Source organism: Nitrospira lenta, from assembly GCF_900403705.1.
GTDB classification, from domain to species: domain Bacteria; phylum Nitrospirota; class Nitrospiria; order Nitrospirales; family Nitrospiraceae; genus Nitrospira_D; species Nitrospira_D lenta.
Genome location: NZ_OUNR01000018.1, coordinates 206,445 through 221,978 on the forward strand (window position 1 = coordinate 206,445; position 15,534 = coordinate 221,978).

The 15,534-nt window shown below is 54.7% G+C and carries 11 protein-coding genes; all 11 read right to left on the reverse strand.

Translation table 11 applies throughout. The annotated features are described in order from the left end of the window. Positions 1-11 precede the first annotated feature (11 nt). Positions 12-1,016, reverse strand: a complete 1,005-nt coding sequence (locus tag NITLEN_RS14530) for a UDP-glucuronic acid decarboxylase family protein (RefSeq protein WP_121990353.1) — start codon at positions 1,014-1,016, stop codon at positions 12-14. Between the two features lie 319 nt (positions 1,017-1,335). Continuing rightward, positions 1,336-3,183, reverse strand: a complete 1,848-nt coding sequence (locus tag NITLEN_RS14535; RefSeq protein WP_121990354.1) for a carbamoyltransferase family protein — start codon at positions 3,181-3,183, stop codon at positions 1,336-1,338. 41 nt (positions 3,184-3,224) lie between these two features. Then, complete coding sequence (locus NITLEN_RS14540) at positions 3,225-4,391, reverse strand: glycosyltransferase family 4 protein (protein ID WP_121990355.1); 1,167 nt, start codon at positions 4,389-4,391, stop codon at positions 3,225-3,227. Beyond that, positions 4,388-5,707 (reverse strand): glycosyltransferase family 4 protein, encoded by a 1,320-nt coding sequence (locus NITLEN_RS14545; protein ID WP_121990356.1) that lies wholly within the window; start codon positions 5,705-5,707, stop codon positions 4,388-4,390. Before NITLEN_RS14545 ends, NITLEN_RS14540 begins: the two co-directional genes overlap by 4 nt. A 16-nt stretch (positions 5,708-5,723) precedes the next feature. After that, positions 5,724-6,899 carry a glycosyltransferase gene (locus NITLEN_RS14550; protein WP_181416887.1) on the reverse strand — a complete coding sequence of 392 codons (1,176 nt, stop codon included), beginning with the start codon at positions 6,897-6,899 and terminating at the stop codon, positions 5,724-5,726. A 494-nt stretch (positions 6,900-7,393) separates the two neighbouring features. Continuing rightward, the gene (locus tag NITLEN_RS14555) at positions 7,394-8,650 is read right to left on the reverse strand and encodes a glycosyltransferase family 4 protein (RefSeq protein ID WP_121990358.1); all 1,257 of its coding nucleotides are present in this window, start codon (positions 8,648-8,650) and stop codon (positions 7,394-7,396) included. A gap of 39 nt (positions 8,651-8,689) precedes the next feature. Continuing rightward, positions 8,690-10,006: a glycosyltransferase family 4 protein gene (locus NITLEN_RS14560; protein ID WP_219999465.1), complete on the reverse strand. Its 1,317-nt coding sequence runs from the start codon at positions 10,004-10,006 to the stop codon at positions 8,690-8,692. A 13-nt stretch (positions 10,007-10,019) separates the two neighbouring features. Beyond that, the gene (asnB, locus tag NITLEN_RS14565; RefSeq protein WP_121990359.1) at positions 10,020-11,990 is read right to left on the reverse strand and encodes an asparagine synthase (glutamine-hydrolyzing); all 1,971 of its coding nucleotides are present in this window, start codon (positions 11,988-11,990) and stop codon (positions 10,020-10,022) included. Positions 11,991-12,119: 129 nt separating this feature from the next. Then, the gene (locus tag NITLEN_RS14570; RefSeq protein ID WP_121990360.1) at positions 12,120-13,220 is read right to left on the reverse strand and encodes a glycosyltransferase family 2 protein; all 1,101 of its coding nucleotides are present in this window, start codon (positions 13,218-13,220) and stop codon (positions 12,120-12,122) included. Between the two features lie 71 nt (positions 13,221-13,291). Beyond that, complete coding sequence (locus NITLEN_RS14575; protein WP_121990361.1) at positions 13,292-13,528, reverse strand: acyl carrier protein; 237 nt, start codon at positions 13,526-13,528, stop codon at positions 13,292-13,294. Further along, positions 13,515-15,509, reverse strand: a complete 1,995-nt coding sequence (locus NITLEN_RS14580) for an HAD-IIIC family phosphatase (protein WP_121990362.1) — start codon at positions 15,507-15,509, stop codon at positions 13,515-13,517. The genes NITLEN_RS14575 and NITLEN_RS14580 overlap by 14 nt, the downstream gene beginning before the upstream one ends. Between the last annotated feature and the right edge of the window lie 25 nt (positions 15,510-15,534).

Below are 15,534 nucleotides of genomic sequence, written 5' to 3' on the forward strand. Positions count from 1 at the left end.
ACAGGGTGCGATCAGATCACCTGACGGAAGTATTCGATCGTCTTTCGCAAACCGTCCTCCAGCTCAACCTTCGGTTCCCATCTGAGAAATTCCTTAGCGCGACGGATGTCCGGCCGACGCACTTTCGGATCATCCACAGGTAAGGGTCTATGCTCGATCTGGCTCTTCGACTCCGTAAGCTTAAGTACCAACTCAGCAATCTGCTTGACGGTCAACTCCCGTGGATTGCCGATATTCACAGGGTCGTGCATCGTTTCCTTCAGAGGCTGGTCTGACTTGGTCAGAAAGCTTGATCGGTCCGTCCGTTCAGCCACAGACTTGTCCGAATCGATGAGTAGGAGCTCCGTAATGCCACGCACAAGATCATCGACATAGCAGAAGCTTCGCGTCTGGTTTCCGTCACCAAAAATGGTCAACGCTTTCCCTTGGAGCGCTTGCACGACGAAATTCGAAACGACCCGGCCATCGTGCGGCCGCATCCGCGGACCATAGGTATTGAAGATACGTACAATCCTGGTATCCACACCATGGTAACGGTGGTAGGCCATCGTCATGGCTTCGGCAAAGCGCTTTGCTTCATCATACACACCGCGCGCGCCGATCGGATTTACATTCCCCCAGTAGGACTCCGGCTGCGGATTAAGCAAGGGATCGCCATAGACCTCAGAGGTACTGGCTAAGAGCAGACGAGCTCCCTTGGCTTTAGCCAAACCCAATGCCTTGTGGGTACCCAGAGCTCCCACTTTGAGCGTAGCAATAGGCATCTCAAGATAGTCTTGCGGACTCGCCGGAGAAGCGAAGTGCAGGATAGCGTCTAATTTACCGTCTATGTGGATATAGTCACAAATGTTGTACTTAATGAAACTGAACTTTGGGTTCCCCATTAAATGAGAGATATTTTCGACACGACCGGTAATCAAGTTGTCCATGGCCACAACTTCATGACCTTTGCCGATCAGCAAATCGCTTAAGTGGCTTCCCAGAAATCCCGCTCCGCCCGTAATCAGTATGCGCATACAGCTACACTCCTTCTTCTGGAAGCGTCTTCAGTTATGTTCGATAAGCAGCCACGATAGGCTCAATCACAGAGATCGCTAGCTTGTGAACAATCTACACGCGTGGCAGCGGATGCACCATTCTATTCTGCATTTTCGAAAGCCAGCCCGATTCTCGCAACCCTATTTGCGGATAGCCTTTACTGAGGTGCTCCCCGGGACAGAGCCAAGGGATTTGGAAGCCGCCGTTTTTAACTTGCTTCTAACAGACCTGGCATAAAAAGTCCGGCTGGAGTCTCGGGCTGAAGGGATACGCCAATACTCGCCCCGCACAATCCCTCTAGTCGAGTTCGAACTCATTCTTCCAATCAGAATCCCCTTCGAGCGGTTTCTGATCCGTCTTGTACAGCACACAGTTCTCCAGCACGAGCACATCCATCTCTGTTCGCATAAAACAGCGATACGCATCTTCAGGAGTATGGACAATCGGCTCACCTCGAACATTGAATGAGGTATTCACCAGCACGGCATAGCCGGTTTGCGCTTCAAAGGCTTTCAGCAGACTATGATAGCGAGGGTTGGTCTCCTCATGGACCGTTTGGACTCTCGCCGAATAATCCAGGTGCGTAACCGAGGGAATGTCTGAGCGCTGAACGTTCAAGAGATCGATACCCCATAAATCTTTTTGCGCGATCGTCTTGGGACAACGCCGTTTTTCGTTAACCGGGGCCACAATGAGCATGTAGGGACTATCAGAGTGCAAGTCAAAGTAGTCCGCAACCCGCTCCCGAAGCACTGAAGGAGCGAAGGGTCGAAACGACTCGCGGTACTTGATCTTCAGGTTCATCACTGACTGCATCTTGGTACTGCGGGCATCTCCTAGGATACTCCGCCCACCGAGGGATCGCGGACCGAACTCCATACGGCCTTGCAGCCATCCCACAACCTTTTCTGCCGCAAGATCTTTTGCCACCTGCTCGGCCAGCGCTGCATCATCAAGCCGGATATACGGCGCGTCTTTCGCCCGTAAAAACTCCTCAATCTCGGCATTGGTGAATGCTGGGCCTAGATAGGTCCCCTTCATCTTATCGCGCTTGCCGTCTGAAACCCGGGGCTTGCCCTCAAACTGGTGCCACACAGATAAGGCCGCGCCGAGCGCGCCTCCTGCATCACCGGCCGCTGGCTGAATCCAGAGTCCTTTGTGCGGCCCTTCTCGCAAGATTCGGCCGTTTCCCACACAGTTGAGCGCAACCCCTCCGGCAAGGCACAAGTTTTCCACACCCGTCTCTCGATGAAGCGTCCGGGCCAATCGGAGCATGACCTCTTCCGTCACCTCTTGGACAGATCGCGCCAAATCCATCTCACGTTGCCCCAACTTGGCTTCAGGCGTGCGCGGAGGACCACCGAACACATGGTCGAACTTCCGGCTCGTCATCGTCAGCCCAGTACAGTAGTTGAAATACTCCATGTTCAACCGAAACGTCCCGTCGGGCTTCACATCGATCAAATGCTCATAGATAGCCTTCACATACTTCGGCTCGCCATACGGGGCAAGCCCCATCACTTTATACTCACCCGAATTGACCTTGAATCCGGTGTAATAGGTGAACGCGGAGTACAACAGACCTAAGGAATGCGGGAACGGAATCTCCCACAAAGGCGTAAGGGTGTTCCCTTGACCTTGCCAGGCAGATGTCGTCGCCCATTCCCCCACTCCATCCATGCACAACACCACGGCCGAGTCATAGGGGGAGGCAAAGAATGCAGACGCTGCATGGGACTCGTGATGCTCGGAGAACAACAGCTGAGGCAGATCGCTCTTCGCCATTCCCTCCCCATGCTTGAGGAACTCATCCCGCAGAAGAGTTTTCAGTAAAAGCTTTTCTTTCATCCACACCGGCATCGCCGCAAGAAACGATTGGAGGCCGGCCGGAGCGAACGCCAAATAGGTTTCCAACAGACGCTCGAACTTCACCAGCGGCTTGTCATAAAACACCAGATGCGTGATATCTCCGAAGCGAATCCCGCCTTCGCGCAAACAATAGTCGATGGCACGGTGAGGAAATCCAGGATCATGCTTCTTCCTAGTGAATCGCTCCTCTTGTGCCGCGGCGACTATCTCGCCGTCACGAACCAAACACGCGGCACTATCGTGATAGTAAGCTGATACCCCAAGAATGCATGCCATGTGTTTTCTCCAAGAATTACCGATTGAAGCCGGGAATTGTCCTATCCTACGGTGGGTCGATCATTTCGCCCAAGCAGATTCAGGAAAATTGCTTCGTAGCGGGCAGAAGCCACTTCCCATTGAAAATGCTTTCTCACGGTTTCATAACCTGCACGGCCCAGCTGTTCTGCCAGAACAGGATCAATCCAGACCTTACTGATTGCATCACGCAAGGCTTGAGGGTTTTCGGGTTCTACCAGAATCCCGTTACGGCCGTCTTCAATAATTTCAGGAATCCCACCAACGGCGGATGCCACAACCGGTTTCATACTGGAGAACGCCTCCAATATGGCAATCCCAAAGGGTTCCGCGCGAGACGGCAATACCAGAAGCGTACATTGGCGTAACAGCTTCTTGACACCGATTCGGTCTTGCGAGCCCAGAAATTTCACCTTCTGCGTCAGGTTTAACCGAGAAACTAAATCCTCAAGCTGCCCTCGAAGAGGACCATCTCCGGCCAGCCACAATTCCATCTCAGGATGAGCCTGGCCAAGCAGCTGGAACGCTTTGATCAGCACGTCCACCGCTTTTCTTGGCTGCAGCAGAGCAATACACAAAACAAAACGCCCGCTCTGCAACACATCCCACTCCTCCGTGCCAAATTCAGTGAGGTCCACCGCATTATGAATGGCAGAAGACTTGGTACGGAATCCAGGAAACCTTGCCAACGCAGCATCCAGAGTGCTCTTGGATGGAGCGACAAGCCAATCAGCGGAAGTGATCAGGATCTCAAGTGCCTTTGGATACCGCCTTTCCGGCGCTCCCCTCGGGAAAAGATCACCACCATGTACCGAGATCACAAGCTTGAACCGGCAAAAATGGCGAAGCAACGAGAAGTAGACCCCGGACCCAATAGGGTAGTGAATATTTACGATATCGATATCATGTCGAGCCAGTAACGTCCTCAGTTGATGGAGGGTATGGAAGAGATAGAATGCAAATCCCAAAACAGATTTTACTGGAGATTCAGGAACAAAGGGATTCCGAAGATTGAGTTCGTATCCCGGGAAATTCCACTTTGTAACAGTCGCTTTCAACGAAGACGCTTCCCCGGGATGAAGAAACCAGATATGGTGCCCGGCCTTCTGCAGCTGACGAGCCACATTCCCCACGACCGAGGCCACGCCGCCAACCTCTTGATCCCATGGCACGACCAGCAGCACATTCATCGGCACTCTCCGCGCGGATTTATCGGAGACCGTTTTACCTCTGCAATCGTTGACTCCCACCGTTGGATCATCACATCCAAACCGAACTCCTTGCGAGCAACCTCCTGCCCGCGTAAGGCAACGTCATCCAATACTGCAGGGTTGCTAATAAACTCCGTGAGACGGCGCGCGAGCGTGCCAGAGTCTGCTTTGGGAATGAGTGGCAAATCGGCAAGCTTGGCGACCTCGATTGCACCGCCACTCCCCGTGGTCAGAACCGCACAACCGGCCAACATCGCCTCAACCATCACAAGGGGAAGACCTTCTTCTCTGGTACTCACAAAAACCAGAATGTCATGACATTTGTACACTTCTGGCATGCGATCGTGCGGAACCTTTCCAAGAAACGTGACAGCCTCGGTCAAGCCCAATTCCTGAACACGCCTTCGGATGCCGTCAAGATACTCACCGGGATTATCCCCGGCAATTGAGAGCGTCAGGCGGGAACGGAGCTGCGGAGGTACTTGCCCAAATGCTTCCACAGCCGTATGCAACCCACGGTCTAGAGTAATTTGCCCCGCATAGAGAAGTCGTATCGGGCCTTCCATGCCATGGCGACGCACGGGGGCTAGAAAATGGTCAATCGGCACACCGCCAAAAATGACTTCAGAAGAGAGGAACGTGAGACCAGCATCACGATACAGCGTCCGAAGGAATTCGCTGACAAACACCATGTGACGAGGTTGGTTCGGGAACTGCCTTGTCGGAATCCCTTCGGAGGCAATCTGTCGTTCCCACCTACGTCCGAACCATCTCAACAACGGCTGTATCGGCTTCGCCCCCCAACTCCCATCCCATAGGCCCTCCCAAAACGGCGCCACCTTTTCACCTGCCACTCCATACTCGTTGATCATCCACGGATGTTCGATCCAATGAATATCCGGGATATGCTTTTCTGCTGGCATCGGCAGCAAGTTCATTGAGAGCCCGTTCATACTCCACCAGTTCACAATGTCCGGCTTGAATCCAGACAAAATTTTGGCAAACCGACGAGCATCCGCAAGTTGCCGTCTCGCATGCACAAGCGTCCAAGGCCGACTGGGAGGCTGTGGTCCATACGCATAGATATCGAGCCACCGATCCACCCGCACTCCCTCAATCTCTTCGGTAGCCCGATGAAATCCCCCCGAGAAATCCATCGGCAAACCATAAACACTCGTGAGCACACGAACCTCATGACCACGCTGCTGCATGGTTTCAGCGACCTGCTTGCACCGGACCTCGTACCCACCTCGATAGTGGGGCGGGTAGAAATTACTGACCATCAGAATTTTCATATCGTCCTCAATCCCGTCATACGGAAGTCTCGCCTGCCCCAACCGCGTTGGCTCCTAACTGAGACGTGAGCCGACCATCGTGCAACAACTCCGCAGCTAATTGACTTAACCGTTGATTGAAGATCTCCGGGCAGAACGCCGCACTCCGCTCACGGGCTGCTCGCCCCATGCTTTGGCACAGTGATTCACTGCTGGCCACGCGGTTTGTATACTGAAGCAACGATTCGGCATCCCGGCAAAGAAACCCGCTCTTCTCATGCTCAACAATCTCCGGCTGCCCTCCACTCATCGGTACCAGAGGGACACAACCTGCCCCCATGGCCTCGACGGTCGCAATTCCGAAGTGCTCCATCCGTTCCGGGGGGACATTGGAATCACCGCCAAGAGCCGTCGCATGCCAATAGAGCTTGGCCCTCGCCAAATATGTCCATACCGTCTCCCGGGAGGCATTCACAACAAAGCTCACGGGGAGATCTGCGGCGAGGGATTTGAGCTTATCGAGATACGCCAGATCTTGCGGCAAGTCGGTACAGAACCCGATCAAGCACAAGCGCCAAGCCCCTCCATTCATGGACACAAACTTCCGGAACGTTTCCAATTGCAGCCCATGATTCTTCCCATCGGTCACGATGAATCGTCCGAGCGACACGATGATGTTTTCTTTCGGCAACGAGACCGTTGTCACCGCGACAGGGGGATAGAGCACCTCGGCCGACCGCTTCCACCGCCGCTGAACCCACGACGAAGTAAACTGAGAATTGCCGATCACCGTGCGATAGCCTCGCATGCGCCAATGCCAGAGAGCCGAATAGCCCTGTGTCCTGGCCCAGCGACTAAGCGCGCTTCGCGCGGCCCATCCCTCCGTGCGGGAAAGTTCCTCGCTTGGATGCCATTCAAAAGGAAAGTGGCAGTAGACCATCCCATGCTTGGCAGCACAAAATGGCGGAGTTCCGTGTCCTGAATAGATGAACAAGTCGTAAGGCTCGGTGAGTCGGCGATCAAACTCCAGCCTTTCCCGCACATAGCTGGGGGTGAGCCCTGGCAGCGAGAAGGTCCCTAACGAATTCGACACGATCCGTTCGTTGACCCGGCTCAAATCGAGTCCGAAAGCTTTAGCTAACCCGGCCACTGTGTAGCCCTTTCCACTGTGGATCACATCGACCGCATAGTGTTGCGACAATCGAGCAGCCATAGCAGCCACCACTAGCTGGCTTCCACCGAGACGAAGTGAAACATGATCAAAAATTCCGACCCGAAGGAGGGGAATCTGACAAGAGGCTGTAGAAACTGGGTGAGCCATTATTTACTCAGAACCTAACTCAACAAGCGAGAAGTTGATCCTATCGGAGATGACTGCTTCCATTCAAAAGCGCCCCAATAGATTGGAGCCACAATGTCCTCAGAAATACAAATCCATCAAATACCCTGGCCGATTGAGCAGAAAACACATGAACATTGGGTTCAGTACCGTCACATATGACGTCAGCAAGACAAGAAGCAGAGAAGGCTCATATGGATAGTGCAAGCCAAGTAACAACCCATCAATATCCAAACTCTTGTGAGCCCTCTGATGATCTTCCCCGATCGAGAGGCCCTTACTTCGACCATTTCCACATCCGCTCAATGACACACTACACCGAATACCCTCTATCACCCCTGGAATGCCTTAAAGGCTCTTTGCCCAACTCAAATCTGTCGAGCCACTCCTGACGAAGAGGGCCGGACGGCCTCCATGATACGCTCGACGGCCATATCCCAGGAAAACCATGCGCAGGCCAACCGCTGAGCCCCTTCCTTCAACTTCAGACGAATATCAGGGCTCCTCATGACATAGCTAATTGCCTCTGCCAGCGCCTCCGGATCTTTCGGAGGGCAGAGGAATACATTTTCGCCATGCCGGAAGGGTGACTCCAAAGAAGCCCCTCGGGTTGTGATCACCGGAATTCCATGACCCAAGGCGGCCGCCAGAGAACTTCGGCTGAGCGTCACACCCTGATCAAATGGCAGAACACAGGCATCCGCAGCATACAGATACATGGAGGCCGCATCGCTGTTGGAATCATATCCACTTAGCCAGCTCACGGCATTAGCGATTCCCAGGTGATCAGGAAGGGCCAGTATCTCCTTCTCATACTTTGAAATACTCTGCGCTCGATCATCTGTGCCCTGAGTCGTAGCCCCCCGACCACCACCGATCATAGCCAGCTTGATATGTGGCGTTGCCTTTCTCGCAATCTGCACGGCTTTAAACAGGGTCTCAATCCCCTTGTTCTTGTCTGCATAACCGAAGAACACCAGGAGCAAATCCTCCGGCTTCAGCCCCAGCGCTGCCCGACCCCTTTCCCTGGCCGCTATCGGGCCATCAGCGCAGAAGGGCAATAGCGGTGGCGGCGGGATGACGACGCTCTTCTCCAACAGCCCCGGCAATAGAGACGCGTGTGTCGCCTGATGATGTTCGCTCAGACATATGACATGGGTGCTGTCGCGCAACAGCGTGCCAAACGAATAATCCACGCCTGAGGCGCCCACCAGATATTGAGCGACCTTCCGCACAGCGCGTGTGCTCGGCGACCGCCAGTTTTCTCCGACTTCAATTTCCATTTGCGTCACAAACGGCACCCCCGGCAATACGCGCCGAACGATCGAAGGAGCAAAGGTGATCATCGGGTGTGCATTGTAAATCCAGCCGCTATACATCAACATCACTGCATCAGGCTTGAGCTTGCGCATGATCCGCACGAATCGTGGCAAATCGCTCCACGACCAATTCTTCATCGTCGGATGGACCGTGAATGGCACTGGAAGTGAGCCGGCATTCACCTGCCCCGTCAACAGATGCACCTCCACCCCGCGTGCCGCAAGCCGAGTGCATTGATGATACGCATGCTCGGACTCACCTGCCCGCATCGGAGGAAACGCCGCTGAAATGAAAAGCAGCTTCATGTCTCGTGCTCCAGACCCGACCGATTTACCGGTCTTGTACTACCCGGAAACATTATCCGTACTCCACTTAACAGGCGATAGAAGCGACCGATACAATTCAACATATCGGCTTGTTTGAAGCGGGAGGGTATAGTCCTGCACAGCAACCTCCCGACTGCGAGCTCCCATCCCCTGCCGCTTGTCAGGACGAACAAGTAGATCCTTGATCGCGGCACGGAGCGCCTCCACATCGTACCGCGGCGACAGCAATCCCGTGGTACCCTCTCGCACCATATCCGGAATTCCTCCGGTTGCAAAGGCCGCAACAGGAATACCGCAGGCCATCGCCTCAAGAATGGTATTCGGTGAGTTATCGTACAAGGCAGGAACGACGAACACATCGGCAGCATTGTATGCAAGCACAAGGACCCGATCGTCAGTCACATATCCTAAATGTACGTGCGGAATCGGGATGCCGAGCTCGGGTTTCCCGATTCCCACCGACACGACACAGAGGTTCTTCACGTCAGAGAGTCCGGCCAGGGCTTGAGCCAACATTGAAAACCCTTTGTACGGCATTTCGGCCATGACTGCGATGAAAAGCAGAATCGTCGCATCCTGCGGGAGGCCAAGTATCTCTCGGGCAAACCGACGATCCCGCGGTGCAAACATTTCCGTATCGACACCGTTGGGGATGATCGTAACGGGAAACTTCCGCAAGAACGGGTGATCGGCCAGATTCCCCTTCATCCACCGATTGAGCGCCACTAGATGCAATCGATGGGCATCGACCGCTTCAAACGTTTTCCGCTTGCGCCCCCACACTTGGGAGGACAGATCATCCGCCTGAGTAGATCCGAGCTGGGGACACGCCCCACACCCGCTGAGAAACCGACCGCACCCCTCATCGACATGACACCCGCCCGTAATGGGGTTCATATCAGCGATTCGCCATACCACCGGCGTCCGTTCCGGCACCGTCGAGAAAAACCCCTCGTAGTCCACATACCGTGCAACCCAATGCAGGTTCAGCACATCGCAAGACGGCAGATGCTTGGCCACGTCACTGCCGAATTCACTACGATCATCGCTGAAAATTTCGATTCCCGCAGGCCGGGATGCAGCATAGCGCACAAAATCGCGCCTCACCTGCTCACGGCGGATTCTCCGTCTGATGCGGCTCCCCCAATCCATCGAAGCATCAAAGGCCGTTACATACGGATCCTTGCTCCGCCTGTTCACCACGAACATGGATGAATCGTGCCCCATCGTTCGGAGACCGGTATGAAGACGGTGGGCCGCGCGAGCGGCACCGCCACTGATGTCCTCCGTACTCACATGGACGATCTTCATGCCAACCCCAGACGCTTGCCCCATTCAACGACCCTGGTCAACACAAGTCTTTCCAGGTGAACGTGGGTTTCCTCGTGCAGGCCTCTTCGATATAGACCAGGTGCCAGAGCTGAAACATCAGTGCAGCCCAAACCTGCAGAGTAAAATCAGCCCGCCCTTCCAGATGCGTCACGACATATCGCTGGTAAAACTCCCGTTTGAACAGGCCCTGTTTGGCCAACCGATCCGGCGACAGCAGTCGTTCGGCTAAGGGTCGAAGCGGCCCTCGTAACCACGGTCCGATCGGAATGGAAAATCCACGCTTTCTGGCCGTCAACAGATCGGGGGGAAGCAAGTCGCTGACGGCCCGCTTGAGCAGATATTTAGGATCGCGCGGCTTTGTCCGCACCGAGGGGGGGATTCGAAACACAAACTCCACCAGGTGATGATCTAGAAACGGGGTCCTGGCTTCAAGACTATGTGCCATAGAAAACCGATCCGTCATGAACAGAAACTCTTCAGCCAATTGCGTCTGAAAATCCACCACGGCCAGACCGGTCCGGAGATCCGTGGTTTTAGAATTGTCGAATATCGCCTGCAGATACTCAGTTGTTTCTTGGCACTTGTGCCCCCTACCATCCTGGAGCACAAACTGGTGCTTTTCCCCACTAGAGCAAAAATCCTGGTTGGCCTGGTAGTACGAGCCGAAGGGGGTACGCAGTAGCTCGGGCAACTTTGACAGCAACCGGCCTCTTCCAGCCATGGGAATCGAGGCAGGGAGACTGTTGCTGATGGAAGCCAGCGGCTGGGCGCATGCCGCCAATGCCGAGGCCCCTGTCCGGAAATGCTGACGAAGAGTCACTGCCGCATAGACAACCGGATCCTCTTCGTAGCGGAGGAATTTTTGATAATTTCCAAATAACTCATCGCCACCCATCCCGTTGAGCCCGACCTTCACATCCTTACTCATCTCCCGATATACATACCAAGCAGGGAGGCCGCCTCCATACGGTTCGTCCAGATGCCACACCATCTCGACCAGATCGTTGAGGAGATCCTCGGGATTGAGGATAAGCTCGTGGTGACGCGTACCCCATCGCTCAGCGACCTGACGCGCCAGATGCAACTCGTTCCAGGCCTGCTCTTCCTCGCCCGCAAATCCGAGGGAATACGTTCGCACCTGAGGAAATCCCTGCTCAGCCAACAGCCCGATAATGGCCGAAGAATCAATACCTCCGGACAACGAACAGGCAATCGGGACGTCGCTCAGTGTCCAACGACTCACAGCCGACCGGAGCTCTGAGCGCAACCGCTCCGTCCACTCCTGAAGGTCATAGTCTTCAAACTGTGTGCCATCAATCCGCCAGTACCGGCTGAGCGTAAACCGATGCTGCGTCAGATCGTAAACAAACGAATGTCCTGGAGGAACCCGCAGCACATTGTCGACAATGGTTTCCGGACCCGGCACATACAACAAGGTTGTATAGTGGCTGAGAGCCTGCTGGTTCACGCGCCGCGAGGAAATCGGGGGAGCTGCAAGCAGACTCTTCAACTCCGACGCGAACGCGAAGGAGGTCTTCTCCCGTGTGTAATACAATGGCTTGATCCCCATGCGATCGCGGGCGCCGAACAGCCGGTTGCGACGCTGGTCGTGAATGACGAACGCGAACATGCCGTTCAAGTCGTCGACCATACGGTCGCCTTTCTCGTCGTATAGGTGAAGCAGCACCTCCGTATCAGAATGGGCTGTGACAAACGTATGGCCGCGGGACTCGAGCTCCGCTCTTAACTGGGGCGCATTGTAGATCTCACCGTTGAAGACGATCCAGACAGACCGGTCCTGGCTGCTCATGGGCTGATGGCCGCCCTCGAGATCGAGGATGCTAAGCCGGCGCATGGCAAGAGAGACGTTTTCGTCCGGACTGGTATAAATCCCCTGGTCATCGGGGCCCCGATGAACGATCATATCGTTCATGTTCTGAACCCAAGCCACCGTATGAGGCCCTGCAACACCAACGATCCCGCACATATTCTATTCGCCTCCCTGAGGACCTTGTCAGCCCTCTCATCCCCGTTCATTCCTGATTCCTGCCGCCGACCCCGAGCCCGTTTGCAGGCACACTACCGTGCGGCAATTCGACGGAACCCTGGCAGGCGATTATGGCGCGTTGCGGTTCCGTGAGCAGAAGCGATGGGCCCAGGGGAACAACTTCTTCCCCGCATCAAACACGGCGGCTTTGAATGCGTCCACCAAAGTCCCGCCCACGGCTGCGTAATAGTCTGGAATGTAGGGCATCGTAAACGCGGCGCGTACCCATCCGATAACCGAAAGCCTCGCCCTATACATTCCATTCCATCGCTCAAAGCAGGTTTTCCAGATCATTTTGACCAGGAGGTCGTTGACTTCCTGCCACCGAGTCGGATACGCGATGGCATAACGCTGAATCGTTGGATCGACGCGAAGAAATGAAAGAAACCCTCTCGCCGCCTTCGTGAGCGCGCGGTAGTCGCAGGAAAATCCTAGGCTCCCTTCATCCGTACGCTTCCGGAAAACACATTTCGCTGTGAGGGCGACCTGATTCCCAAGGCACAACTTGGCCAACAAAGCGTCATCGATTCCGTTTCCAGTCGGAAACGACGGATAGCCCCCGCAAGCCACGACGGCCTCTCTCCGCGTCAGAATTGTGGTAAAAGTTTCGTACCGATAAATGCCGCGACACCACGCTCGCACAAACTCCTCCCCCGACATCAGCTCCGGAACGATATCTGCAGAGCCTCGCATTGTGCGTCCAGACAAATCCATGGTTTCTTCCTTCGGAATGGCCACAGCCGCGGCAGGATACCGTTCGAGAAGACTAACTAATTCGGACACCAGGCTAGGACTGATCTCGTCATCGTCGTTCAGAAGAAGAAAATACTTCCCCGAGGCATCCTTCGCAATCTGATTGTAGTGTTCGCTCTGCCCCACCGTGACACAATTCTTTCTGACACGGAACAGCTTGGCGTAATGTCGTGTGGCGATGTCCTCAACCTGCGTACCATTGAGGCCGTTGTCGGAAATGAGACACTCAATGTGTGGATAGTCCTGCGCCTCAACAGACGCCAGAGAGAGCGGCAAAAAATTGAGCCGCTTATATACCGGAATACCGACTGTCACCAGCGGCATCATGACACGACTCCCATCACGATATATCGACTTCCCACCCATAAACCATCCGTTACTCTGCTCAGCCGGCAAAACCGCATGAACTGCCACCATTCCCTGTCACCGGTTCGCCTCCTCTCATGCAGACTACCGACGCACCCCCTCTGCCACACAAAGCTTTTCCCTCATCGGAGCTGCTGTGCCTGGAGAAACGCCTTGAGCTCCCCAATATTCTTCATGTCTGCGAGCTCATTGCCCTTAAATCGCACCCCGAAGGCTTGCTCAAGGCTGAACATCAGATTGATGTGCGCCAGGGAGTCCCACTTCGAAATATCACGAGCGGTAGTCTCATCGGTAAGAACCAACCGCTCATCATCAAAGACTTCTCGAAACAATGCTTCTAACCGCTCATGCAGCTCCATTCGTCGCCTCCCACCCATCGACAGTCTTGATGAACTTGTTGACGATAGGGCCGTTAACCCGCATGTCATATGTCCACCTAACGCGTCCGTCACTCTTGCTTGCCAAGTCAAACCCCAGCTTCGCGTAGGCATCTTCGGCCATGGCATTCTTCTCGGTCTGAACATACGTTCCCCTAAGCGACGTGCACCCTGCCTCCATAGCCCGCCGGCAGAGATGTTCCATCAGTGTCGCCTCGACAGTCCGTCCGATCACCCGACAGCTCATCAGCCAGGTATCGATATCAAGCACCTCTCCCTCTTGTAGGGCAATGATCAAGGCCACCAATCCATGATCGACGAACCGATCACGCAGTCGCAGGTACAAATGAACACACTTCGGATCACGGATGAAGCTCTCCAACTGCGGCATCCCATGGCGCTTCGTGGTGAGATTGAACTGATTTGTCTTACCAATCAGCTGCGCGATCCGAGGAAGATGAAACGCATCGAACGGAGCCACAATCGCTTGCATGTGCAGGCTCTGATAGAACTCCTCAATTGATCCGGTCGTCGATTCGAGTTCCCGAATTTGCGCCCGTGCCTGGTATTGTTCAGCTCGCGCAATATCTTCCTGCGTATACGAACTAGTTTCAAACGAGAGACACTGCGACAATGCCCTGACATAGTAGGAAGGATCTTCGGAAAGCGGGATCACTTCGACTTCAGGAGCGAACTGCCTCATGGCTGCACGTTCAACCGGGTTATCATCCACGAATACCAGCGCATCCACACCTATACCAAGCTCCCGGGCAATCATGCGGATATTCTGGGGCTTTGGTTCCCAGTTGGCAACAAACACCGCAAAATCATCACGTTTCAAACGCATCTCGGGATGTTTTTCGAATGGCTGCATCGCGTCGGCATGATTGTTTTTCGAACAGACCGCTAGAATTACACCCTTGTTCTTCAACTTGAGAATGTACTCCTGAAATGCGACGAACGCCTCACCATCGACACCGTTCCCCAATTTGATGCCGGCAAGGCCATCCTCCGCAATCACTCCGCCCCAGAGGGTATTATCCAGATCAAGGACGAGGCACTTCCGGCTCAACCCCAGATCGGCTCCAATGACTGCAGCCGTATGGCGAGCAAGCAGCGGGACCACTTGAAGCGCGACGGCTTGTTTGGCCAGATGCCAGTAGCGGGGATCGAACCATCGTGACTTTCCCACAAATGAAGAGAGGCGCTCGCAGTCGACGATTGACACCGTGTTGCCCGCTTCTTCGCCCAGCCGTATGTTCACAGCCTGCGCCATCATGTAGCGAGACCCCGGAAGACGTACCGCAAGATGACCCGTCGGCACTTCACAAGGGAGCGCAAAATTGTGCTGCACGACCCGCGCTCTAGAACGTTCCCTCACAACTCGCCAGAGCGAGGTCCAACGCGCGACCTCCGCGCGAACCAACGCCTGCGGTGCGGCACTAAATTCCGGAAGCCGAAGATCTCCCTCATGTACCGCCAGCACGATGAAATCAGGATCGAACGCATAGAGTCGACTGTTCGGATCGATAATATCCTGTTCATACTGGCCATACTGACTCTCGAGAACCTCTAGATGTATCCCACGCCGGCCTGCGGCCAGCGTCAACATCTGCCCCAATTGAGCCGTCGTATAACTTCCCAGAATTGCGACCTTGGCAGAACGGAGCTTCTGGCCGGGGGTCTTCGCATATCGGTGAACCAGCCTGGCAGCCGCCTGCCATGACGTGAAATCATCCTCAGCATCCACCACCATTAAAGCCCAGCGGCAGGCTTCAGAGATATTCCCCAGTTCTTCATAACTCCGTGCGAGCTTCAAACATAGCGCCGCCTGCGGAGGTTCTGACAGCGCATCCAAATAAAGCGCTATCGCCTCCTCGACCTTGCCCGACTTCCGCAACTCATCAGCGCGGACAATACATGCCGTTCCGTCGCCCATCCGGGCATGTGGATATTCAGCCATCATCCTCCTCGCGTAACCGCGTCCT

What these genes read in the sequence shown, in the direction of transcription:
- NITLEN_RS14545 (WP_121990356.1), bottom strand. Translation starts at nt 5,707, where the DNA reads ATGAAAATTCTGATGGTCAGTAATTTCTACCCGCCCCACTATCGAGGT.
- NITLEN_RS14570 (WP_121990360.1), bottom strand. Translation starts at nt 13,220, where the DNA reads ATGGTGGCAGTTCATGCGGTTTTGCCGGCTGAGCAGAGTAACGGATGG.
- NITLEN_RS14555 (WP_121990358.1), bottom strand. Translation starts at nt 8,650, where the DNA reads ATGAAGCTGCTTTTCATTTCAGCGGCGTTTCCTCCGATGCGGGCAGGT.
- asnB (WP_121990359.1), bottom strand. Translation starts at nt 11,990, where the DNA reads ATGTGCGGGATCGTTGGTGTTGCAGGGCCTCATACGGTGGCTTGGGTT.
- NITLEN_RS14580 (WP_121990362.1), bottom strand. Translation starts at nt 15,509, where the DNA reads ATGGCTGAATATCCACATGCCCGGATGGGCGACGGAACGGCATGTATT.
- NITLEN_RS14530 (WP_121990353.1), bottom strand. Translation starts at nt 1,016, where the DNA reads ATGCGCATACTGATTACGGGCGGAGCGGGATTTCTGGGAAGCCACTTA.
- NITLEN_RS14575 (WP_121990361.1), bottom strand. Translation starts at nt 13,528, where the DNA reads ATGGAGCTGCATGAGCGGTTAGAAGCATTGTTTCGAGAAGTCTTTGAT.
- NITLEN_RS14540 (WP_121990355.1), bottom strand. Translation starts at nt 4,391, where the DNA reads ATGAATGTGCTGCTGGTCGTGCCATGGGATCAAGAGGTTGGCGGCGTG.
- NITLEN_RS14560 (WP_219999465.1), bottom strand. Translation starts at nt 10,006, where the DNA reads ATGGGGCAAGCGTCTGGGGTTGGCATGAAGATCGTCCATGTGAGTACG.
- NITLEN_RS14550 (WP_181416887.1), bottom strand. Translation starts at nt 6,899, where the DNA reads ATGGCTGCTCGATTGTCGCAACACTATGCGGTCGATGTGATCCACAGT.
- NITLEN_RS14535 (WP_121990354.1), bottom strand. Translation starts at nt 3,183, where the DNA reads ATGGCATGCATTCTTGGGGTATCAGCTTACTATCACGATAGTGCCGCG.